General features: G+C 45.0%; 19 protein-coding genes. 4 read left to right on the forward strand and 15 right to left on the reverse strand.

Annotated features, from left to right (window positions below; genetic code table 11):
- Window positions 1-75: 75 nt before the first annotated feature.
- Window positions 76-2,130, reverse strand: coding sequence for a carbohydrate-binding protein (locus tag AB1S55_RS15750; protein WP_370979133.1), 2,055 nt, complete (start codon window positions 2,128-2,130; stop codon window positions 76-78).
- Window positions 2,131-2,385: 255 nt separating this feature from the next.
- Window positions 2,386-3,057, reverse strand: a complete 672-nt coding sequence (locus AB1S55_RS15755; RefSeq protein WP_370979134.1) for a hypothetical protein — start codon at window positions 3,055-3,057, stop codon at window positions 2,386-2,388.
- A 545-nt stretch (window positions 3,058-3,602) separates the two neighbouring features.
- Between AB1S55_RS15755 and AB1S55_RS15760 the strand changes: the two genes are divergently transcribed.
- Window positions 3,603-4,757 carry a helix-turn-helix domain-containing protein gene (locus AB1S55_RS15760; RefSeq protein ID WP_370979135.1) on the forward strand — a complete coding sequence of 385 codons (1,155 nt, stop codon included), beginning with the start codon at window positions 3,603-3,605 and terminating at the stop codon, window positions 4,755-4,757.
- On the opposite strand, the gene AB1S55_RS15765 is transcribed toward AB1S55_RS15760, so the two are convergent.
- The gene (locus AB1S55_RS15765; RefSeq protein WP_370979136.1) at window positions 4,754-5,422 is read right to left on the reverse strand and encodes a hypothetical protein; all 669 of its coding nucleotides are present in this window, start codon (window positions 5,420-5,422) and stop codon (window positions 4,754-4,756) included. The genes AB1S55_RS15760 and AB1S55_RS15765 overlap by 4 nt on opposite strands.
- Before the next feature lie 355 nt (window positions 5,423-5,777).
- On the opposite strand from AB1S55_RS15765, the gene AB1S55_RS15770 reads away from it, so the two are divergent.
- Complete coding sequence (locus tag AB1S55_RS15770) at window positions 5,778-6,158, forward strand: glutaredoxin family protein (RefSeq protein WP_370979137.1); 381 nt, start codon at window positions 5,778-5,780, stop codon at window positions 6,156-6,158.
- 77 nt (window positions 6,159-6,235) lie between these two features.
- Here the strand turns inward: AB1S55_RS15770 and AB1S55_RS15775 are convergent, their stop codons facing one another.
- From AB1S55_RS15775 to AB1S55_RS15810, 8 genes are all read right to left on the reverse strand, one after another.
- Window positions 6,236-6,550: a hypothetical protein gene (locus AB1S55_RS15775; protein ID WP_370979138.1), complete on the reverse strand. Its 315-nt coding sequence runs from the start codon at window positions 6,548-6,550 to the stop codon at window positions 6,236-6,238.
- Between the two features lie 128 nt (window positions 6,551-6,678).
- Window positions 6,679-6,951 (reverse strand): hypothetical protein, encoded by a 273-nt coding sequence (locus AB1S55_RS15780; protein WP_370979139.1) that lies wholly within the window; start codon window positions 6,949-6,951, stop codon window positions 6,679-6,681.
- 68 nt (window positions 6,952-7,019) lie between these two features.
- A complete protein-coding gene (locus AB1S55_RS15785) occupies window positions 7,020-8,024 on the reverse strand; it encodes a LacI family DNA-binding transcriptional regulator (RefSeq protein ID WP_370979140.1) in 1,005 nt (334 codons plus the stop codon).
- Between the two features lie 140 nt (window positions 8,025-8,164).
- A complete protein-coding gene (locus AB1S55_RS15790; RefSeq protein WP_370979141.1) occupies window positions 8,165-9,115 on the reverse strand; it encodes a class I SAM-dependent methyltransferase in 951 nt (316 codons plus the stop codon).
- 120 nt (window positions 9,116-9,235) lie between these two features.
- A complete protein-coding gene (locus AB1S55_RS15795) occupies window positions 9,236-10,441 on the reverse strand; it encodes a PleD family two-component system response regulator (RefSeq protein ID WP_370979142.1) in 1,206 nt (401 codons plus the stop codon).
- 279 nt (window positions 10,442-10,720) lie between these two features.
- A complete protein-coding gene (purU, locus tag AB1S55_RS15800) occupies window positions 10,721-11,593 on the reverse strand; it encodes a formyltetrahydrofolate deformylase (RefSeq protein ID WP_370979143.1) in 873 nt (290 codons plus the stop codon).
- A gap of 161 nt (window positions 11,594-11,754) precedes the next feature.
- Window positions 11,755-12,552 carry an SDR family oxidoreductase gene (locus AB1S55_RS15805; protein ID WP_370979144.1) on the reverse strand — a complete coding sequence of 266 codons (798 nt, stop codon included), beginning with the start codon at window positions 12,550-12,552 and terminating at the stop codon, window positions 11,755-11,757.
- 38 nt (window positions 12,553-12,590) lie between these two features.
- The gene (locus tag AB1S55_RS15810) at window positions 12,591-13,385 is read right to left on the reverse strand and encodes an enoyl-CoA hydratase-related protein (RefSeq protein ID WP_370979145.1); all 795 of its coding nucleotides are present in this window, start codon (window positions 13,383-13,385) and stop codon (window positions 12,591-12,593) included.
- Between the two features lie 346 nt (window positions 13,386-13,731).
- On the opposite strand from AB1S55_RS15810, the gene argS reads away from it, so the two are divergent.
- Window positions 13,732-15,468, forward strand: coding sequence for an arginine--tRNA ligase (argS, locus tag AB1S55_RS15815; RefSeq protein WP_370979146.1), 1,737 nt, complete (start codon window positions 13,732-13,734; stop codon window positions 15,466-15,468).
- 114 nt (window positions 15,469-15,582) lie between these two features.
- Here the strand turns inward: argS and dinG are convergent, their stop codons facing one another.
- Window positions 15,583-17,694, reverse strand: a complete 2,112-nt coding sequence (gene dinG / locus AB1S55_RS15820) for an ATP-dependent DNA helicase DinG (protein ID WP_370979147.1) — start codon at window positions 17,692-17,694, stop codon at window positions 15,583-15,585.
- 2 nt (window positions 17,695-17,696) lie between these two features.
- Window positions 17,697-18,848, reverse strand: coding sequence for a 1-acyl-sn-glycerol-3-phosphate acyltransferase (locus tag AB1S55_RS15825; RefSeq protein WP_370979148.1), 1,152 nt, complete (start codon window positions 18,846-18,848; stop codon window positions 17,697-17,699).
- 203 nt (window positions 18,849-19,051) lie between these two features.
- Between AB1S55_RS15825 and AB1S55_RS15830 the strand changes: the two genes are divergently transcribed.
- Window positions 19,052-20,344, forward strand: a complete 1,293-nt coding sequence (locus AB1S55_RS15830) for a diguanylate cyclase (RefSeq protein ID WP_370979149.1) — start codon at window positions 19,052-19,054, stop codon at window positions 20,342-20,344.
- Window positions 20,345-20,357: 13 nt separating this feature from the next.
- Here AB1S55_RS15830 and AB1S55_RS15835 read toward each other — a convergent pair whose 3' ends face one another.
- Together AB1S55_RS15835 and AB1S55_RS15840 are read right to left on the reverse strand one after the other, a co-directional pair.
- Window positions 20,358-20,825: an EF-hand domain-containing protein gene (locus AB1S55_RS15835; RefSeq protein ID WP_370979150.1), complete on the reverse strand. Its 468-nt coding sequence runs from the start codon at window positions 20,823-20,825 to the stop codon at window positions 20,358-20,360.
- 199 nt (window positions 20,826-21,024) lie between these two features.
- The gene (locus tag AB1S55_RS15840; RefSeq protein ID WP_370979151.1) at window positions 21,025-22,026 is read right to left on the reverse strand and encodes an aspartate carbamoyltransferase; all 1,002 of its coding nucleotides are present in this window, start codon (window positions 22,024-22,026) and stop codon (window positions 21,025-21,027) included.

The following is a 22,026-nucleotide window of genomic DNA, read 5'->3' on the forward strand; positions in this document are numbered from 1 at the left end:
TATAGATCTTAAGGAAAGGCCCAAATACAGGCTTAAAATAACAAGCTAGCGCCTAAAGGCGCTAGCTTGCAGCGCTTATTGCGCGGTGAAGGTAAAGCTATCTAAAAAGAAGTGCCACTTCAAATTAGAACCAGTAGCCTCGATACGAACGGTATGCTCGCCCGCATTCAGGTTTAAACCGGAAGCTATAGGAAAATCAATGAAGTTGTTTAGGTTATTGGCATAGATGGGCACTTCTGCCACAGCAACACCATCGATATACACCTTAGCATTCGAATCACTTTGCTCTTTAGTCGAGGCAGTGAACTTTAAGCTATAGGTTCCATTAGCAGGAATACTCACACTGTAATCTGCCCAACCACCAGTAAGGATATGGTCGGCAAAGGTGATGCTATTGCCCCACCATGAACGAGTAGTAAACCCATTTTGGGTCCCGCCGGTATTGATAAAGTCTTCCCCCTCAATAAGCACAGGCTCACTAGGTGCAGGGCTTGCCGATGGGCTCGGAGTCGGACTTGGGCTCGGAGATGGGCTTGGGCTCGGAGATGGGCTTGGGCTCGGAGACGGGCTTGGGCTCGGAGATGGGCTTGGGCTCGGAGACGGGCTTGGGCTCGGAGATGGGCTTGGGCTCGGAGACGGGCTTGGGCTCGGAGACGGGCTTGGGACCGGAGACGGGCTTGGGACCGGAGACGGGCTTGGGACCGGAGACGGGCTTGGGCTCGGAGATGGGCTTGGGACCGGTGATGGACTTGGACTCGGAGACGGGCTTGGGCTCGGAGATGGGCTTGGAGAAGCTTCACCAGTCACTTTCACAAAGGTAAAGTTATTACCGTTCCACTGCCAAGCGGCCGTACCGGCACTTTCAATACGAACCGTATAAGTACCTGCTGCTAACTCTAGCGTCTCATCTAAACTAAAGACTTTGTACGTTTCCCAACCGCCAGTTTCAGCCATTTCAACATGACCAACAAAAGCACCATTAATACTAATATCGGCTCCAATAGGCTCGGTCACGGTTGTTGCTGTTGTTAAATCAACGCGATATAAACCATCGCGCTCAATAACAAGCTCATAATCAGCGTAATCACCCAAGGTATTGTAATTAATATTGCCATAGGCTGGATTAAAGCCGACAACACTATCACCCTCTATCGCTTCGCCGTTTTTACCCGTTTGCTGAAAATCAGCAAACTCGGTTGTAACAGCGTAATAAGGACCAAAGCCATCCGCATCAACCGGCTTATAAGCACGGAACCAATCAACATGGTAAAGGTTGCGATTTGGATCTTGCAACTGCTCATCGCTAGGAGGCACAGTGCCCTGCTCTTCACGCCACTCTTGATACTCAACATTGATCATCAATTCCATTGGTTTATTTAAACCTTGGCCACCGGTATAACCAACAGGATCAATAATATCGACACCTTGAACTGTGCGTACTAATTCACCATCGATATAGTATTCAAGCGTCCACGGGTCGCGCCAATAAATACCAAATGTATGGTAATCCTCACGCCAGCGGGTGCCTTCTTCATCAGCATACCAACTGCCCAGATCCAAGGGCTGATAGTCTTGAAAAGGCTCACGAATAAAAACGTGATGGCTAATATGAGCACGCTCATCAAACCAAACCTCGTTAGGGTCATCGCTGCCATAGAGTTCAGCAATATCAATTTCTTGAGTGGAGTCGGCACTTAACAACCAAAAACCATTGGTTAAATTAAGGTTCATGCCTTTGATACGCGCTTCTAAATATACCGGGAACTGAAAACTTTGCTGAGAATGGACAATGCCCGCATTATATTTATCTGTTGTGCCTGGCTTACGGGTTGCTTTGATCACAAGCTTGCCATCGGTCACACTGGAATTTGGTGCGTAGTATTCCGTAGGGCCTGGGCCTAACCAGCCATTAATAAAACCTTCATCCCAGCGCTGATAGAAAAGATCACTCTTTCCAACAGCGGGAGCCTCATAATTAAAGTCATCCGACATTGAATGCAACTGCCAGCTATAACCTTCGCCGGGGTCAGCAGGAACTTCATGAAAACTATCCCAATCAGCTGCTAAAGCAGCAGTGGAAATAGTCGCTACAGAAAAAGACACAAATGCGCCTAAAAGCTTCTTTCTCATACTTCACCTTCACTGGTTATTCCATGTACTTACAATTTAATTATTTGCTGCTGTAACTGTCCTTCTACTCCCACAGCAAAGGTAATTATGCACGCCAAATAGAAACTGACAATCAGAGATATTGCACATGGGCAACAGTAAATGACACAAAGGCATGAGGGGTGACATATATTCAATAATAAACCTGTCAGACCTTGCCGCTAAGTGATGAACTCGGCATTAGCAGAGCCCACGCACTCTTTTATCCAAAGAAAACTAGGCTTTATGAGTTTTAACTCTACGCGCCCGCCACAAGAACCAGCACAAACTAGCAATCACTAACAGCGGGGGCAACGCCAACAATAATGGAAGACGTAAGAACTCAGGTAAAACATGCGTATTACCAGTAAAAAAGATAAACGTTGCAATAAACATCGAGAATGTCATACGCCAAATATGACGCTTAATACGCTGATGCTTTAATGCACCGCCTTGGCGCAAAAGCCTAAAGTCTAAATACGCAAAAAAGAGTCCAAACAAGCCAAAACCTAAATACACCGAATACGGTGGCTCGGTTTCTGGATGAGGCCAAGAAAAGATGATCGCCAATACGGCCAGAATAATCACTAAAGAACTCAAAATAAAAATAAAAGCAAATGCCGTATATTCAAACCAACCTTGCTGACTATCTTTTCGTTTGATAGCAAACCAGCCAGTTAATACCAAGTACCAAGACAACGCCCCCAATACAAAAGTAAGCTGAAGGTGTCTAGTGACGCTCAAATAGAAGGAGCTTAAGCACAACAAGCTCATTAAACATACAAACACGAAACCTGAACACCTGTGCAACGCCCGCCCTTTTTTACTCAGCATGGCCAAGCTACCGGCAAATAAACAAGCAGTACCAACAAAAAGATGAAGCTGTGCAATAAAAGGCCACTCACTCATAGCTCGACTCCATATACATATATGCTTAACAAAACCTTAAAACGTGCGGGTAAGCGATGGCTTGTATAGTGAGACTTTGACTTCTGATTTTTCTTAGGAGCTTGTGCATATGACTTGTACATACATTAATATTCCATATTATCTGGCTAAACCCCCATAATATGGATTTACAAAATAAGCTCGTCTGTGCACTTATGTACGGACAGTAATGAGAATGAGCCTATCGGCTAGGACAAGCCAGAGTCTTAAAACAAACTAGCGATATATTAAAAAAACAACAATAAGCACTGTTTTAAAAAGGAATACACCTAGAAATGAGCCAAAGCCTTATCCCCCTCTTATGCACCTTAAGCCTGGGGAAAATTTTACTCGCCAGCAGTATCTTAAGCCTGAGGCTACAACAAAGCTTGGCTCACTTACCGCTGATTTTATTCCTAATTTCGATTGCTTGGCTGTGTAGTGGGCCACTCGTGGCTGAGTTTCTACCTACTTTGTTATCCACACATCTTAGTTTATCCCTACCATTATTTATCGGACTTGGCCCTTTGCTCTGGTTATACGTATTGGGCTTAACGTGTGAACAACGCTGGTCTTTTCAAAAGAAACATCTTTGGCATTTTGTACCGAGTTTCATTGGCCTAGCATGCTCCATAAGCCTATTGAGCTTACCAGCAGAACTGAGAGACCCTTTACTTCTTAAGGGCCAAGATGACGTATTAGATACAAGCTCTGGTATTCAACATATAAGTGCAGTGGCCGCATTGATTTTGGCTTTTGGTCTGATTCTATTTTGGATACTACAAAGTGCTTGCTACCTTGCTTACTCGTTTTTAAGTTTGAAACGTTACCAACAACGCTTAAAAGATCTATTTTCCAGTAATGAACAACGCGAGCTTGGTTGGCTTAGTGTGCTGATACTGGCATTGGCGCTGACGTGGTTGTTAAGTATCAGCACTATTATTGCGGGTAACTTTTTTGGCTTTAAGCCTTTAAGTAACAGCGCAAGCTACGGCATCATTTGGCTGATGGTCTGGGTATTGGCACTATGGGGATCACGACAACAGCCAGGATTTGAAGGCCGCTATTTGCATGAAGACGAGCTCACTCAACATGATTCAATAGAACTAACTCAGACGCCGGATATCAATCAGGAAGAAGCCGATAGTCGCAAGCTAACAAGCAAACAAGCACGAAGGTCAGGGGGCAATGTGGCAGATAAGCCTTCCAGCCCTCAGGCCTCAAATCAGGAAGGGCTAAGCAAGAAAAACCCAAACACAAACAAAGCAAACTCCCCAAAAGAGGCCCATAAAAACAAGTATGAACGCTCAGCACTGGGGCATGAACACTCTCAACGCTTGGCTCAAAAAATTGAGCTAGCTATGAGTGAGCACAAACTCTATTTAGACAATTCTATTTCTTTGCAGAAGCTTTGCCAGCACCTCAACAGTTCCAGTAACTATGTCAGCCAAACACTGAATGAAACAATCGGCTTAAGTTTTTTTGATTACATCAATAAGTGGCGTATCCGTGCCGCCAAACCTCTTATTGCTCAAGCCGAACTATCCGTACTGGATGTCGCTATGGAAGTGGGCTTTAACGCGCGATCCTCCTTTTATACAGCATTTAAAAAAGAAACCGGCTTGACCCCAAGCCAGTTTCGTAAGCAAGCAAATACAGAAGATATTGGCAATGCCGCCTAACGCTCGCCTTGTACTATGGTCGGCATCGGCTTATGCATCGCCAAGCCCAGCCAGATAAACCAAATAATCTGAGATATGCCAAAAATTTCTGTTAGCACTTGGGCGGGGTAAAGCGTTGCTATTCCGGCTACACCGACAAACAGGCCTAAATAGTTTAAGGCTTTTGTGAATAGCTTAGCTCGCAGAGCCGCAAGGCTTATCAAAACGCCCCATAGCCCACCAACTAATTCGTTGCCACCACCTAGGCTTTCAATCAAGGTACTTAGTATTCGCCATAGGTCTAAGGCTTGCTCGGCATCGGTATGACTGATATCTAAAACGGTTCTTAATCCTATCTGAGCAATAAAACCTGTCGCTATCAACAGCGCAGCCCATATCAATGCAAAAACGGTCGCAACACAGGTCAAAGCTTCAGCACCCTGATACAAACGCTGGTATAGACCTAAAGCCGTCAGCACCAAAACACAGGCAAAAAAGGTATACATAAGTAAACTAATCAAAGTAAAGCTAAGGGCTTGCTCTTGATAAAAAACCATCACCAACTCAGCACTGTGCTCATGAGGGAAAGACCAAAAAAGGCCGTAATACATAAAGGCGACGATATAAATAAGCCCTAAGGCGATACATGCTTTAGCGGCGATACTTTGGAATATTCGACTATTCATGATTACAGACTTCCTATTGATTCTTCGAGTACAGGTTTGTGTTTCTAATACACTTAATGAGCCTGCATCATAGTCTGACCAACCCAGCCAAAGCGCCTGTTCTGATAGGCCCGGACAAGCGAGCTTTATGCTTCAGCTATATCCCCTATATATACGCCACTTACGCTAGTACTTACGCCAACACTGTCCTACGTTAGCCCCTCCCTATAGAGTTAGACAGGCCTAGGGAGACGGACACCATCTAAAGCCTTAGATAGCCTTTAGATGACCACGTAGCGAATTCAGATAAAGGGTGGTGAAAAGCCGAGTCGCTCCTGTTAGGATGCGCAGCCTCAATCAACAATACGCGAATACGATGGTTAAACTCTTTTTTAAAGCGCTTCGCGCCATTCTTGGCCCCCTATTACTCTTGGCAGACAAGCTTCTTCCCCCAAAGAAGTTAGCTAGTAATAGCCTGAATCAAACAGCGTTAGAACAAAAAGCGGGTTCTTTGACTCTTTACCAATTTGCCTCGTGCCCTTTTTGTATCAAAGTTCGCCGCCACGCCAAGCGTCTAGGCTTAAAACTTGAGACACGCAATGTCTTAAAAAACCAAGCTTGGCACAAAGAGTTAGAAGAAGAAGGTGGCAAGCGCAAAGTACCTTGCTTGCGTATTAGTGATGAGCACGGCGACACTCGCTGGCTCTATGACTCCAAAGCCATTAAAGCGTATTTGAGTCAAGAATTTGTTCTATAGCGCAATGCAACACCTTAGCTTCGGCCACTGATTCAAGGCCGAAGCTAAACGCCCCACACGGTTCTTGTCGGTTTATATCAAAGTGAATCTAAGGCCTCATTGGCGTCGAAATGATGCAGCAACAGTTCGCTACCTAGCTCTTCGCCATCACAAACAATCACCGTTGATGCTTTAATCCAAGCACTGTTAGCATCGTCTTCAAATAACGCTTTGCGTAACTCAGACCATAAAAGGCTAAGATCTTCGGTAAAGAAGTTTAGGTATAAAGCGCTGCTGCCCTCTTCCTTATCAACCTCTGGATAACGCCCAGCGCCTTTGCACAAGCGTATAATGCACTCAACATCACACAGTGTATGACGCTCTGGCTGCACTTGAATAATCAGACATTTCATAATGATGAACCATCTTACTCTGTTAATGTTTTATCGAGACTTGGGTGAATAGCACCTGCTGTAAGCGCCGCAGATGCATCAATACATGTAAACTAAAATCAGGACCGCAATAATTAGGATTACAGTCTTTAAGACTGCTTAAGTTGCGCGCCACAAAAAGGACAATAATTTACAAGAATCATACTGTGATAAGTAATCTCACCCACATAGTCGGCCTCTCCCAAGTTGACCTCTGTTTCATCAGCATAATGGATGTTATGCAACTGCCAGCTATCAAAAGGCTCATCATGGGCTGTCACACAGTGCACGAGGCGATCGGCCTTAGGGTGCTTGTTGGCAGAGCAACGATGTTCGTGATCGTACTCGCTGTCGGTGTTCTCACCTAGCTCAATTAAGTTCATAGTCGCTCCGTTAAATTGGTGGTATCGATAATAAAGTACCGATACGGATGCCGAGCTTAACGTGTGAACTAGTTTAAGTCAGCAACGGAATCACGTTCTTCAATTCTAGGTAAAAAGAGATGGGTGCGACTAGGTGGTGCTTCACTACCATCGGCTAACTTGATAGCCAATTCAATAGCATAGGCCGCCATCTCTTCAATCGGGTAAGTCATGGTTGTCAGCCTGGGCCGACAGGCGCGACTCACATAGAGATTATCAAAACCTACAACGCTGACATCTTCAGGTACTCGGATTCCTGCATCTTGCAAGACATTCATAGCCCCTACTGCCTGCATGTCGTTGTGACAGATAAGCGCGGTAAAATCAATGCCTCGCTTTAATAAGGCTCGCCCTGCGTCTGCGCCGCCATCTAAATCGGTGGCAGTACGCACAACATCGCTCTCATCAAGCTCAATTCCAGCTTCGGCAAGAATCTGCCTAGCACCTGTTACGCGAGCCACGGCATCCTCTTCTGGAGCATCAGAACTGGCTATTGCAAACTTTCTATGGCCTTTTTCAAGTAAAAACTCGGTAATCTGGCGAGCCCCCGCCAAGCTATCTAGCCAAACACAACGCTCGGCAATATCAGCCACAAAACGGTTAATAAGAATCAAGGCGGGGTGTTTAGCAACCAATTCACACAAGGATTTTTCATCACTTTCTTTACTGTGCAAAACCATCGCTGTACAGGCATGCTCTTCAAAAGAGGCAATGGCTTCACCCTCTTCTTGACTCAAACCCATGGAGTTACTGACCAACAAACGAAATTTTTGGGCCCGAGCTGCTTTTTCGGCACCACTTGTTAAACGACCAAAGAACGCAGGGCTCATATGTGGCATAACCACGCCTACGGTATTGCTTTTTTTACTGACGAGCGCACGAGCATTGGTATTGGGTCTGTAACCAAGCTCATCGATCACTGTTTTTACTTTAGCTCGGCAAGCATCTCCCACTTTGCCTGCGTCGTGAACCACTCTTGAAACCGTTGCTGTTGAAACACCAGCAACACGTGCAACATCTTTAATCGTTACCATTGGGCAGGTTTACCAAATTAATAAAGAGCCTAGCTTAGGCAGGCTCACATCTAGGCACAATAGCAGGCTTAACGCTAAGCGACCTAAATCAAACTCATCAAACGAAATCGAACAAGAATACAGCCAACAATCTATCGTTGCTATTTAGGCTTTTTAAAAAGTAAGGTCATGCGATTACTTTCGCCAATATCGCTGTAAGCTTGCTTTAAGGCCTCATCGTTAGCTGAGCTATAAAAGGAAGGCGGCAAGCGCCAAACATTGTCATCATCTTCAGGCTGATCTGCAGGGTTTTCATTGATCTTACTCTCAGCCAGCTTCACAAACCCCGCTTTTTCGAAGTCTTGAATAAGCTGCTCTTTATTCATATAACCACGAGAACCATTTGCCCACGCTAAGCTTTTATCCGCCGGTGCTTGGTGTTGTACCACCCCCACTACACCACCTGGTTTTAACAGGCGAAAACTCAACGCCAAGGCATCATCATAAAAGCTCTGCTCTGGCTTTAATTTGTGCATATTGTGCAAAGCACGGATAAACAGTACAGCGTCTATTTGGCCGTCGTAATAAGGGCCCATTGCACCTAGGTTAGTGCCAATAGCTTGGGGAGCATCGGATACAGCCCAAGTGCTTACATCAGATGACCATTTCTGGGGCCACTCTTTACGCTTAGCGATAAACTCCTCGCTGGCCCAATCAAAAAAAGGCCAAATAGCGGCCGAATAATCAGCACCAATTAAGCGACCTTCTTGGCCTAAATAAGGAGCAAGTATTTGGCTGTACCAGCCCCCACCGGGTAAAACTTCCACCACACTCATACCTGGCTGCAAGCCAAAAAAATCAATGGTTTCTTTGGGATGGCGCCATGAATAACGTGCTTTTAGCTCATCGCTCTGTTCGCTTAAAATACGATCTAAGCGCTGTTCTTGGCTTTCTATTATTTGCGCTTTCTCAATTGGTTCATTATGCGTGCGCGTTTTTTCTTCTGGCTCTTTGGAGCAGGCAGATACAACAAGCACACTTATGAGAGACAAGCCAAATGTTAGAGACTTGAGTTTAAAAAAAGAGCAAAAAAGAGAAATTGGCGTATTCATGTACACGTCCATGCTAGTGAAGACAAGCATGGAGCATACGCGCATAAGTCACTGGGCTCAACAAGCCGATAAGGATCCCTTGAGGACTTAAATAAAGGCTACTTAACTAGGCTACATAAGTTAAAACAGCTCAATATCATCACCACTAAGCTGAGATTTACTGCAAGGCTGCTCGACATTAAGGCTCTCTTGCAGGATCTTATCTTGTTCGCTGGTAATCTTTTGTAATAAATCTAAAACATCTACTAAGACTTTTTTAGTGTTAACGTTATTCTCTATACAAGCGGCGATTTTTTCTGATGCATTTTCAACTTTATCAAGCACCCAATCTTCTTGATCTTGTTCCATGCCCATATTTCTTAGCTCTAGGCTTAAGGTTGAAACCAAATCACTCATGGTTGAAGTAACAGTATTTAAATTACGGCTAAACGACTCATTGAGGGTATCTAAACTCATGTTCACCGTCGCAATCGAGGCCGATAGCTCAGCCCTTTGTACACTTAAACCTCGCTCAGCATCTAATATTCGTACCTTTGTATCTGCCGCCCCCAGTACAAAAGGAATAACATCTTTAACACGGCCATATTTTGCACTGCCTACGGCCGGCATGTTTTTTACTAATAGAGCCGAATGTTTGTAGTTAACTTGTGTACGCTGGCCAAAATCGGAAAAACGTTGCTGGCTATGCAATAAAGTAAGCACATCGGCCTCTAAAGGAGGCACCGTTTCTTGGCTTGATGAATAAAATAACGAACCCCGACGGGTGATAAACATCAAGGCCACGTGTAAATCGAGTTCATTGCAAAAGCGCAATAACTGCAAAGCCAGCTCATCGTAATCTTTAGCTAAGTAACTTAACTCGACAAAACGAACCGCCTTGCCAAGCTCAAAACTAGTCGCCATTGCTTCAACAGCAGTGGCCTGCGCGCTATCGGCAGAATCAACAAGCTGTCTGCGCTGCACACTCTGAGTAACCAATAAAGAAATTTTGGCAAAGAGCTCTTTCGCATCAAAGGGTTTAACAATGTAATCATCCCCTCCGACTTCATATCCATGCAGACGCTCTTTAATGGACGAGTGCGATGAGAGAAAAACCACGGGGGTATCCATACAGTGCTCTAGATCTCGCAAGCGAGCACAAGTTTGATAACCATTTAAACCAGGCATTTCAATATCAAGCAAGATAACACTCGGCTCAAGAGAGGCGGCTATCTTAACGCCCTCTTCACCACTACTGGCAAAGCTTAAGTCGTAATGCTCACCCAACAAGCGCCCCAACAAACGCTGAATGAGGCGGTCATCATCAATAACAAGGACAGATTCCATCAGTCTCTCACACTCTCTAACACCAAAAAGCCAAGTACAACGGGCTCTTTGAGTCTAGACCAAGGCATTTAGGCTTGCTTGTTAGCGCGATGCGCATCCATTTTTAGATGTTTAAAATCAACAAATCGTCGGCAAGGCAACTCGATTAGCTCGCGCTCAAGAGATAGACCCAGTAAGGATGAACAGAGCCTTAAGGCACAAAATAAAAGTGGGCTGGATAAGAACAGATTTGCTGAGAACAAAATATAGGGCTAAGCATTCGCCCTATATCTTGGCTATTTATTGACCGCGATTAAAGACCACGGTTTTACTGCCGTTAAGCAAAATACGCTGTTCGGCATGCCAGCGCACGGCTCGCAATAAGGTGACAGCCTCAATATCACGGCCAATTTCCACCAGCTCTTCTGGGGTTTGCGCATGATTAACACGCTCAACACTCTGCTCAATAATCGGGCCTTCATCAAGCTCGGCAGTGACATAGTGAGCTGTGGCGCCAATAAGTTTGACACCGCGTTCATACGCTTGGTGATAAGGTTTAGCGCCTTTAAAGCCGGGTAAGAAACTGTGGTGAATATTAATTGCACGACCTTCTAATTTACGACATAAGTCATCAGATAGAATTTGCATATAACGCGCAAGCACAAGTAACTCAGCATCGGTATTTTGCATAAGCTCCAGTATTTGAGCTTCTTGATCAGCTTTGGTATCCGCTGTTATAGGTAAGTAGTGAAAAGGCAAACCATACCACTCGGTAATATCTCTTAGGCTATCGTGATTACTCACCACACCAACGATATCAACCGGTAAAGTGCCATTTTTCCAATTATTAAGCAGATGATTTAGGCAATGCCCCCACTGGCTGACCGCCAATAAGACCTTCATACGTTTTTGACCGTTATGCATCTCCCAACACATATCATAACGCTCAGCAAGAGAGCGAAAGGCGGACTCAACAGAAGCGAGGTCTTTAGGGCCCTCTACCGATTCCAGTACGGTACGCATAAAAAAGCATTTGTTGGTGACATCTTCAAACTGAGATGCCTCGCGAATGTTAAACCCTTGCAGGGTAAACAAATTGGCTACTGAGGCCACAATGCCTGGTTGGTCCTTACAGCTGAACTTGAGTACCAGCTCTTCAACGCGTTCGCTCACAACTATTCCTACACTTAATTCAAAGTAAATAGAGATTGAAAATCTCAAAGCCAAGCATTGTACCTGATGCATCAAGCTTGGTGCACATAAAGCCACATAGAGGAATCGTGTTATTGTTCACATGTTTTCTGCCAAAGTGCCTCACTCTTTGGATAAAACTGTTACGAGCGTAAGGTGGTCTCCATCACAGCATTCAAACCAGAGGCCCCAGCTAACGACCAAGCTCCATCAACAGGCAAAACAACGCCGCTAATATAAGTCGCCCATTCAGAGCTTAAAAACAGACAGGCATTGGCAATATCTTGGGCGCGACCTAAACGCTTTAGCGGCACACTTTGTCGAGTGAGCTCCTTCATTTTTTCATTGGTGGCCAAGCGTTTCATGCCCTCTGTATTTTCAATAGGGCCAGGCACTATGCTGTTTACGCGAATGCCTTCGCCACCCCACTCCAAAGCCAAGCTGCGCGTTAACATATCAACTCCAGCTTTAGCTGCGCACACATGGCTTTGGCCCAGCATGGCCACAAACGCTTGTGGTGCACTGATATTAATAACACTGGCACCGGGTTTGTTAAGCAATGGGTAGGCATGATGAAGCACATTAAAACTGCCGTTTAAGTCAATATCGACCACCGACTTAAAGGCATTGCTCGACATGTCTCCAGCCAGTGCTGGAAAATTACCCGCAGCCCCACTAACCAGCACATCAAAAGCGCCCCACTGCGCGGCAATGTTCTGTAGGCCACTCTGAACCGCTTCACTATCTCTAACATCCGCACTAAAACCACAGGCCTTTGCACCTAGCTCTTGTAAAGCTTTTACGGTAGCGTCAACCTTGCTTTGATCCCGACTGAAAACCGCCACCCTTGCCCCCGCCGTTGCAAAAGCCTCTGCAATACCACGATTGATACCACTCCTTCCACCCGCAATCACCACCACTTGCTCTGTAAAATCAAACATAGCCCACTCTTATTTCATTAACTCTTGCTGTTCCACTTTTAGTGTTTAGCTAAAAACTCGGCGGCTTTATCCTTAAAGCCCTTACTTGCTAGCAGCTCAACAAACTGATTTATTTCCAAGCCCATGGCTTGATCAATGGCACTTGCATTGGCCGCTCTCAACAATTTATTTGAGCCATATAACGCCGTGAAGCTTAGGTTTTCTATCTGTTTAGCTGCGTTCAAAGCAGCTGTCTGAGCGCTGCCGGATAGATCATTAACCAGCCCCCACCTTAAGGCTTGCTCGGCACTAAAACACTGCCCAAGTATTAACAGTGCGTAGGCTCTTTGCTGGCCAACTAATTTGGGCAATAAATAAGAGGATGCGTATTCAGGGCAGAGCCCAAGCTTTACAAAAGGCATAGAAAAGGTCGCTGAATAATCAGCAAAAATAAGATCGCTGTGTAATAACAACGTTGCCCCTATCCCAATAACAAGCCCCTGCACGGCTACAAGTTTTGTTTTAGGGAAGTCTCGATAGCGGTAAAGGAAGCGAATTAAGGCATTACTAGACTTTGGCCCTAAGAGCACATCTGCGGTTTTAAATTCAACAGCGAGAAAATCACTAAGGTCATTGCCAGAACAAAAGTGTTCACTGCTTGTCGTTAATAACATGCAACAAATAGAGACTTCGGCTTCAGCCCTGTCCATTGCCTGAATCAATTGCTCATACATGGCTTGATTTAAGGCATTTTTCTTATCAGGACGATTTAAAGACACAACAAGACATGCACCTTGCTGCCGGGTGATGAGTAAGGGTTTGCTCTTAGTTTCAATGACGGCGCTGTCTTTCATTTCAGTTCCTTTACCCTTTAACACAGGCTCAAGCCCGTTCAGCAGGCCTTCTATTAAATAAGCCAAAACCTTGTTCATAGCTTAGACGAAAGCTGTTTTAAAAACGCCACCAAGCAAAATACAACCCTCGACACCTTGATACCTTGATACCTCGACCTAGATACCTAGAGATCCGTATGAAGGCGCCAAGGTTAAGAGCAAAGCGTGCTCAAACAGCACCCGTCAATGTGATATAACGAAGTAAGCCTAAGCTAATCACAAAGAATAGGCGTATTCGCCGCTCAAACCTTGCATCGACGGCCTGTGCCGCTACAATCCTCGGCTCGATAGACCGACAGGATTAGCCATGAATATTCGCACTCTACTGCAACAACGTGTTCGCGCCGCCATGACCGCCGCAGGCGTTCCCGAAGAATGCAGTGCACCTATAGCACCCAGCAAGAACGCTAAGTTTGGTGACTACCAAGCCAATGGTGCCATGGCTGCTGCCAAGGCGATGAAAAGCAAGCCTCGTGAGCTCGCCGAGAAGATCTGTGAACAACTCGATCTTGATGACATTGCCGAGCATATCGAGATCGCAGGTCCAGGTTTTATCAATATTCATTTAAAAGCAAGCTGGCTTGCCAATTCTTTACAAAAAGCGGGCGACGATAACAAGCTTGATGTCGCTATCGCTGCTAACGAGCGTGTTGTTCTCGACTACAGCTCACCAAATCTAGCGAAAGAGATGCACGTAGGCCACCTTCGCTCAACCATTATTGGTGATGCCATTGCCCGCACCTTAGAGTTTGTAGGCGCGGATGTCGTTAGGCAGAATCACGTTGGTGACTGGGGCACTCAGTTCGGCATGCTTATCGCTGAATTAGAAGACAAACTTGAAGAAGGCGCTGAAGCGAGCTTGGCGCTACAAGACTTAGAACTATTCTACCAAGCGGCCAAAAAGCGCTTTGATGCCGAAGCCGAGTTTGCCGATCGTGCACGCGACTATGTTGTGCAATTACAAAGTGGCAACGAGCGTGTCTTAAAGCTATGGCAACTATTTCGCGACGTATCCCTCTCTCACAGCGCCGCTATTTATAAAAAATTAAACGTCACCTTAAATGATAAAGACATTCACGGTGAAAGTGCTTTTAACGAGGATTTAGCGGTCTTAGTTAAAGAGTTACAAGAACTTGGTTTAGCTGTTGAAGACCAAGGCGCACAAGTGTGTTTCTTAGAGGAGTTAGCTGATAAAGAAGGCAACCCTAGCCCTGTTATTGTCCAGAAAAAAGACGGTGGTTTTTTATATGCCACCACGGACTTAGCCGCCCTTCGCTATCGCACTCATAAGCTTAAAGCAGAGCGTATTCAAATTTTTACTGACGACCGCCAAAGCCTGCATTTAAAACAGGTTTTCACTCTGGCTCGCAAAGCTAAGTTTATCCAAGAGCCTTGCAAGTTAGAGCACCGCGCTTTTGGTAAAATGCTAGGCAAAGATGGCAAGCCTTTTAAAACACGCACCGGCGGCACCGTTAAACTTGCTGAGTTACTAGACGAGGCCATCGAAAAAGCAGCTGAAGTAGTAAAGAGCAAAAACCCTAAGCTCAGTGCAGAGCAAATGGCAGAGGTGAGTCGTAAGGTCGGTATTGGTGCGGTTAAATACGCAGACTTAAGTAAAACACGCACGAATGACTATGTATTTGACTGGGACAGTATGCTGAGTTTTGAAGGCAATACTGGGCCTTATTTACAATACGCTTATACACGTATCGCCAGTGTTTTTCGCAAAGCAGAATTAGACATTAATAGTTTCTCATCTGAAATTGTATTGGGCGCCGAGCAAGAAAAGGCCTTAGCCTTAAAACTCATGCGCTTTTCTGAAGTACTTGAACAGATCGTAGAAGACGCCTACCCCCATGTCTTATGTACCTACTTATATGAATTAGCTAGCTTGTTTTCAAGCTTTTACGAAGCCTGCCCTATTCTAAAAGATGAGGTCAGCGACACTGAGCGCAACTCGCGCCTGATGCTAAGTAAAGCCACAGCTCGCACCCTAAGCCAAGGTTTGGATTTATTGGGTATTGAAGTGATGGAGCAGATGTAACAATCTGCTTTAATTTAACAGCTCAAGAAAAGATGAGCGATAAACAACACACAACATAGGGCCAAGCATGCCACTATGTTGTGTTGCTCAAAAGACTTACCAGTAATAACCAGATTAAAAGTGGCGACTAAAAGGCGGCAGGGAATTTGTAATCGCCGAGCCATAACGCTTACTAATTAAGCGCTTATCTAAAATAGAAATACGGCCGCTATCGGCTTCCGTTCGCAATAAACGACCGCAAGCTTGCACCAAGCGTATAGAGGCATCCGGCACCGTCACTTCCATAAACGCATTGCCACCACGCGCTTCAATCCATTCAGAATAAGCAGCATCTAAAGGCTCATCCGGAACTGAAAAAGGCAGTTTGGCAATAATAACGTGCTTGCAATAATCTCCCGGTAAATCAACACCCTCTGCAAACGACGAAAGCCCCCAAATAATACTGCCCAGACCACGATCGATACGCTTTTTATGGCTTTCGATCATACGCTGCTTGCTTTCATGGCCCTGACAATGGATAAGCTCGTTTATATCAGCCGGCATAGAATCATAAACTTGTGACATTTGAGCATGTGATGAAAACAGGACTAAGGTGCCCTCTTTCTTATCAATAATCTCGGGTAATAGCTCAACTAAACTCTGTGTATGTTCAAAACTGCGATTGGCCTCAACAGCCTCATTAGGAATAATTAATTCGCCACGAGAAAAATCAAACGGGCTAGGAACGGCCTCAAAAGAGGCATTATCAAACAAGCCCGCACGCAGTTTAAAGCGATCAAATTTATTAAGTGCACGTATTGTCGCCGAGGTCACTACAGCACCACAGCAACGTGACCACAAGCCTTTATTTAACAAGCCCGATGCCAATACTGGGCTTGAAACAAATTCATAATCAAGCGGTTCACTGTCTGTATGCAAGGTTACCCAACGCGCCCAAGGGGCTTTTTCATCAAAGCTTGTTTCTTTGTAACTTTGCCACAAAGATAAACTCGCTTCGGCTCTAGATACGGAGCTGCCAAGTATATTTAACATCGTCTCCATTGCTTGAGCAGGAACCGCACGACTTTCTTCATTAATAAGCGTATCGATTTCTTTATGCAGCTTCTCAAGCAACTCATGTAAAGCCGCTAATGCTCGGCTAGCTTTACGAGCGAACTCTTGTAGCTCTTCTCTTACCTCGCCTTTTTCAAAACGCAGGCGTGGGCTGTATTGGTCAACATCAATATCTTCACAAATATCACGCACTAAAGGTAAAGCTTCTTCAAAAATAGTTCGGCATTCTTTAAAACGTGATTCTAAAGGCTGAGCAAGTTGAACAAAATGGCTTAACTCTTCTACCGCTTTTATTTGTTTTGGCCATTGCCCCTCACTTTGCCCCAACCAACGTATCGTACCGCGATAACGGCTGTGGCTCGCAAAATGGCTCAGGGCTTTATCGGGTAAATGGTGGCCTTCATCAAACACATAAATACTGTTTTCCGGTGCTGGTAAAATTGCACCACCGCCTAGGGCCAAATCAGCTAATACAAGATCGTGATTAGCCACAATAACATCGGCCTCATCCATGGCAGCCCGAGCATTATAAAAAGCACAATCGCGGATATTGGGGCATTTACGACCTAGACATTGACGATGATCGGTGGTGACACGAGACCATGTTGTGGCATCAAGTTCAGTTTCCCAACTGTCCCTATCACCATCCCAGTGACCATCGGCACATTTATCCATCATTTTTTGATAAAGTACTTTGTCACTCGAACTGACGGCGATGATTTCATCTTCGTACATCGCTGCTGCGCTGTCTTCAATATCGCTAACAACTCGCTCTAATTTATTTAAACATAAATAACGGCCACGGCCTTTCGCTAAGCAAAAACTAAACTTTAAGCCGCTTTGTCTTAATAAATCGGGAAGATCTTTGTGCAAAACTTGCTCTTGCAGAGCAATCGTTGCCGTAGAAAGTACCAGGGTTTTATCGTAGTGCGCAGCAAGAGGGATAGACGCTAATAAATACGCAACGGTTTTACCAGTACCAGTACCAGCTTCAACAACCGAGATGTTTTTTTCGGTGATGTTATGACCTTCGTCATCTAGGTCGATATTGCCAAGCGTGCGAGCAATCTCGGCCACCATAAGCTTTTGCCCATAGCGGGGCTTAAGTTCTTTAGCTTCTAAAAACTGGGTATAGGCTTTTTGTATCGTGCGCTTTACGTCATCACCGAGCATAGCTATTCCGCCGCGAGTCTATCGCGAACAGGGTTAGCATAACTGGCCAAAAAAGTAGCTTGCTGTTCAGTGGGAATGGTTGCTAAACGAGCATTAAATACTTGTCTTTCACGGCTTAAGTCTTGCTCCGAAAAGGTCTTGGAGCCTGCACCCACCTTGACCTTTGGCGCTTCAGATTCAAGTAATTCGTAAGCAATTGCATTGCTTGCCTGCAAACGATAGTTGCTTAGGATTTGTTTATCGAGCTCGGCGGTCACCGCTTCAGAGTCTTCATAATCACCAGCTAAAGGCTGACCAAAAGCAACGTGAATATGCCCTTTAAAACCAGTAATACCGCGGGCAATACTTTGTACGTCTTCTTGCTCACCTTTTTCATAAGCTCCTTGGGCATCTTTTAAATACAGCTCACGCGCCTTATCCGCATCACAAGGGTCGTATTCATAACTGATGGTAACCGGTACGATACGGCTTTGCTCAATAAACTCAGCTAAGGCTTGGCCTTTACTTTTGCTTAAAGACAACATGCTAATAATGGCTGAGTTGGTTCTGTCTTTACCATCCTTTGCTCGACCTTCACGTTGAGCGATCCATACATTCTCACCATCATTGGCAACGGAATGTTGAATATAGGCAGAGAGCAACTTAGCCGCTTTTAGTTTTTCACGAGGCTTAGTCGCTGAACGATTAACGATAAAACTTTTATTAAGTCGCATTAAATCACTAGCAAACGGTTTAGTTAGCAGGTTATCGCCAATCGCAATACGCAAAGTGCCAAAGCCTGCGCGATATAGGGCAAGATTTACAACGGCTGGGTCCATCGCGATATCGCGATGGTTACTAATAAACAAATAGCTTTGTTTATTATCGAGTAGCTCTAAGCCTGAAACAGTCAAACTGCTGCTGCTTTCATCGAGTGCTTTAACTAAATAACCTTCAATTTCGGCTTGTAAATCACTCACACTGTGAATCTTACTTGCCGCCTGCTTTAGCTTATAACGAACTAAAGGGCGCAATATTGATGCAAATTTAAGTGCCACAGGGCCTAATTTGACGCGTAGAATAGCATCTAGAAATTCGCGATCCTGTAATAGCCGAGCAATGACTTCAGCAACTTCATCATCGTTGTAAGGACGAATTTCATCAAAATTGGACATGAACGGTGTGACCTCAGCACAAAAATACAGCAATAAAGGTAAACAATGAGCTAAGCCACCCATCAACCTAAGTTAAGCAAAGCCGCGCATTATAAGGCTAAGGCTCAGTAAAAACGACACATTGCGATGTTCGCAGCAAGAAATAAAAGCGAAATCGTAATAAGTTCTAAGAAAGCACATCACGAGAAGCTATATAGAGATATATGAATATCTTACTAGTAGAAGACAGCGCCACGGTACGTAGGGCCATGCAAAGCCACATCACTGTTGCAGGGCACCAATGCGTAACTGTCGAAAGTGGTGAGCAAGCGATGCAAATACTTGATCCCGATCTTATCGACATGATCATTATTGATGTGCAGATGCCTGGCTTAGATGGCTTTGAAACCACACGTTTAATTCGTGAGCAATTCGCAGAACTCTGGATTCCGATAATTTTTGTTACCGGAGACAGCGACGAGCAAAGCTTTAAGAAAGGCATCGAAGTGGGCGGTGATGATTATCTGATTAAACCCATAAGCCCGGTTATTCTACAAGCCAAAATTAAAGCGATGCAGCGTTTGGTCAATATGCGCGACCAAATGCATAAAATGAACAAAAAGCTACGTGAACTGGGTGATAGAGACGGTTTAACGGGCCTGTTTAACCGCCGAAGCTTCGATCAAAAAGCTGCTGAAGCGTGGCGTCACGCAGCTAGACACAAAAAAGCGGCGAGTATTCTTCTTATCGATATTGATCACTTTAAGCAATACAACCAACGCTATGGCCACCTTGCTGGCGATGAATGCCTCAAGGCTGTAGCCAAATGTGTGTCTGAACTCACCAATCGCAGTGACGACATTAGCGCACGCTACAGTAGCGAGCAATTTATTATCTTATTACCAGAAACCGACTTTGATGGCGCTGAGCACCTTGCTGAAACATTGAGGGAGTCGGTAGAACGCTTAGATATTCGCCACGGCATCTCAAGCACTCGAGCCCTCACAGTCAGTATTGGCGGCGCTAGCTTGCACTACACCACGGGCTGTCAGGTATCGACATTGATCAACTCGGCACAGAAGTCGCTGCGCGAGAGTAAATACAACGGCCGTAATTGCGCACATGTAACAGATTATAACAACCTGCATAGCGCGCTCATGATTGAGCATGATATGGATATGAAGGATGAGATTATTCCATTGCTACAAGGGCACTGTGAAATCACAGAGCAAAAACATGCCAATAGCCCAGACGCTGAGGCAATTAATAATAAACCGGAACTGGTTATTTTGACTATCGAGAACGAGCTGGATGTCAGCATCGTGCTCTACAAGAAGCTTAAAGAAAGTACGATGGTAGCAGAGGCTCCACTATTAGTTCTATCACCACTGGGAGCCGATAGACTCAAGCGCCTTAGCCTTTCACTCGGAGCAAAAAGCTACTTAAGTACGCCCTTAGATCAACACCAATTAATCGCGCGTATAGACGAGATTCTACTTAAGCCTGCTTACACATAGGAGCTAACAACGACTAGTTGATGCTTTTACGTACACACAACCAAAGCAAACATAAATCGGCCTGATTTTTAGATGACTTATCGGCTTTGTCATCAACACCACCAATTTCTGAGCCGCTTATTTGACCATCTTTATTTTGATCTAAGCGAGAGAAGCTACCAAGATAACTGGCATATTCTTCCGCTGTTACTTGGCCATCCTGATTAGAGTCTAGGGTATCAAAACGCGCTTTAAGCAAAGGCAGACGTTTTTGCTGGTCTACCAGCTCATATTCATCAAAACTCACTTGCCCATCGAGATTACTATCGAGACGAGTAAAGACTTGCTTGCGCTTCATCTCTACTTCACTTGTACTAATTGCTCTATCACCATTGGCATCATAACGAGCCAACAACCGCTGATCCTCAGCACTTAATCCCTCTGCCCATATCTGACTGCTTAGAGCAAAACAGCCAAGGAGCATAGAACACGCTATCTTCATAAAGCGCCTCCTGAGAGCACATTTTAATTATTGTCAGATTGTATCCTCCAATCATACCCCCTAGAGCAACTCAAGTGACATAGCTAAATCACAATTAACCACTCTAATTTAGACTAAAAACCTCTAGAATCGCTAAGCAGGCAATAAAGCAGCTATATAGTTACAATTAGCGGCAGATAGCAACAATTTTGGTCTCAAACTAGGTTCTTCGATGATACCAATTCACCTCACGTGCACTCTTATCAACCTGATCTGCAACATCTAAAATTAAAGCAAATAAGGCCATACGGACAAGTACACCATTATCCGCTTGACGGAAAATGGCTAAGTTGGGGTTTTGGTTTAAATCGTTGTCTAGCTCATTAGCACCAGAGCGTGAGTCTCTAGGAAGTGGGTGCATGATAACGGTATTAGGCTGGCAGTACTTTGTATAAATCTGCTGGTTTAAGCGAAAACGCCCTCGATACAAATCGGCCTCTTCTTGGCTCTCAAAGCGCTCTTCTTGAATACGGGTTGAATAGACAATATCAACGCTGCCAATACCATCGGTAAGCTCATTGCTCACCTCCACACTATGGCCCGCCAAACGCATCTCTTCAATGTAGGATTCAGGCATGCTCAGCTCAGCCGGCGATACCAACACAACATGAATGTTACGATAAAGTTTGAGTAGTCGAATGAGGCTGTGTACAGTGCGACCAAATTTAAGATCGCCAATCATGGCAATTCGCAAGCCATCAAGACTGCGGCCAACTTCTTTTTGAATGGTGTAAAGATCGAGCAGCGCTTGGCTTGGATGCTCATTAGCACCATCACCACCGTTTACCACAGGAACACGGCTTGCCGCAGCAAATTCACCAACAGAGCCTGACTCGGGGTGGCGCATGCATATCACATCACTATAACCACTCAAAACCCGAGCCGTATCATAAAGGCTTTCACCTTTGGCAATAGCTGAGCTCTTAAAGCCCGTCGTCTCGCGCACTTCACCACCAAGTAAGTTAAACGCACAACCAAAACTCACGCGCGTTCGAGTGCTGGGTTCAAAGAACATATTTCCAAGAATGGCGCCCTCAAGAACGCGTGTAACCAGCTGCCGCTTGGCATAAGGCTCCATTTTGTCAGCAACCGCAAAAATCTTTTCAATATCTGCGCGCTCAAACTGATCCACAGATAAAATACTTGCACCGGCAAAATTCAC

This window comes from Agaribacterium sp. ZY112 (assembly GCF_041346925.1).
Lineage (GTDB): Bacteria > Pseudomonadota > Gammaproteobacteria > Pseudomonadales > Cellvibrionaceae > Agaribacterium.

Coding starts and splice junctions, on each gene's coding strand:
- AB1S55_RS15750 (WP_370979133.1), bottom strand. CDS start 2,130: ATGAGAAAGAAGCTTTTAGGCGCATTTGTGTCTTTTTCTGTAGCGACT.
- AB1S55_RS15755 (WP_370979134.1), bottom strand. CDS start 3,057: ATGAGTGAGTGGCCTTTTATTGCACAGCTTCATCTTTTTGTTGGTACT.
- AB1S55_RS15765 (WP_370979136.1), bottom strand. CDS start 5,422: ATGAATAGTCGAATATTCCAAAGTATCGCCGCTAAAGCATGTATCGCC.
- AB1S55_RS15770 (WP_370979137.1), top strand. CDS start 5,778: ATGGTTAAACTCTTTTTTAAAGCGCTTCGCGCCATTCTTGGCCCCCTA.
- AB1S55_RS15775 (WP_370979138.1), bottom strand. CDS start 6,550: ATGAAATGTCTGATTATTCAAGTGCAGCCAGAGCGTCATACACTGTGT.
- AB1S55_RS15780 (WP_370979139.1), bottom strand. CDS start 6,951: ATGAACTTAATTGAGCTAGGTGAGAACACCGACAGCGAGTACGATCAC.
- AB1S55_RS15785 (WP_370979140.1), bottom strand. CDS start 8,024: ATGGTAACGATTAAAGATGTTGCACGTGTTGCTGGTGTTTCAACAGCA.
- AB1S55_RS15790 (WP_370979141.1), bottom strand. CDS start 9,115: ATGAATACGCCAATTTCTCTTTTTTGCTCTTTTTTTAAACTCAAGTCT.
- AB1S55_RS15795 (WP_370979142.1), bottom strand. CDS start 10,441: ATGGAATCTGTCCTTGTTATTGATGATGACCGCCTCATTCAGCGTTTG.
- AB1S55_RS15805 (WP_370979144.1), bottom strand. CDS start 12,552: ATGTTTGATTTTACAGAGCAAGTGGTGGTGATTGCGGGTGGAAGGAGT.
- AB1S55_RS15810 (WP_370979145.1), bottom strand. CDS start 13,385: ATGAAAGACAGCGCCGTCATTGAAACTAAGAGCAAACCCTTACTCATC.
- argS (WP_370979146.1), top strand. CDS start 13,732: ATGAATATTCGCACTCTACTGCAACAACGTGTTCGCGCCGCCATGACC.
- dinG (WP_370979147.1), bottom strand. CDS start 17,694: ATGCTCGGTGATGACGTAAAGCGCACGATACAAAAAGCCTATACCCAG.
- AB1S55_RS15825 (WP_370979148.1), bottom strand. CDS start 18,848: ATGTCCAATTTTGATGAAATTCGTCCTTACAACGATGATGAAGTTGCT.
- AB1S55_RS15830 (WP_370979149.1), top strand. CDS start 19,052: ATGAATATCTTACTAGTAGAAGACAGCGCCACGGTACGTAGGGCCATG.
- AB1S55_RS15835 (WP_370979150.1), bottom strand. CDS start 20,825: ATGAAGATAGCGTGTTCTATGCTCCTTGGCTGTTTTGCTCTAAGCAGT.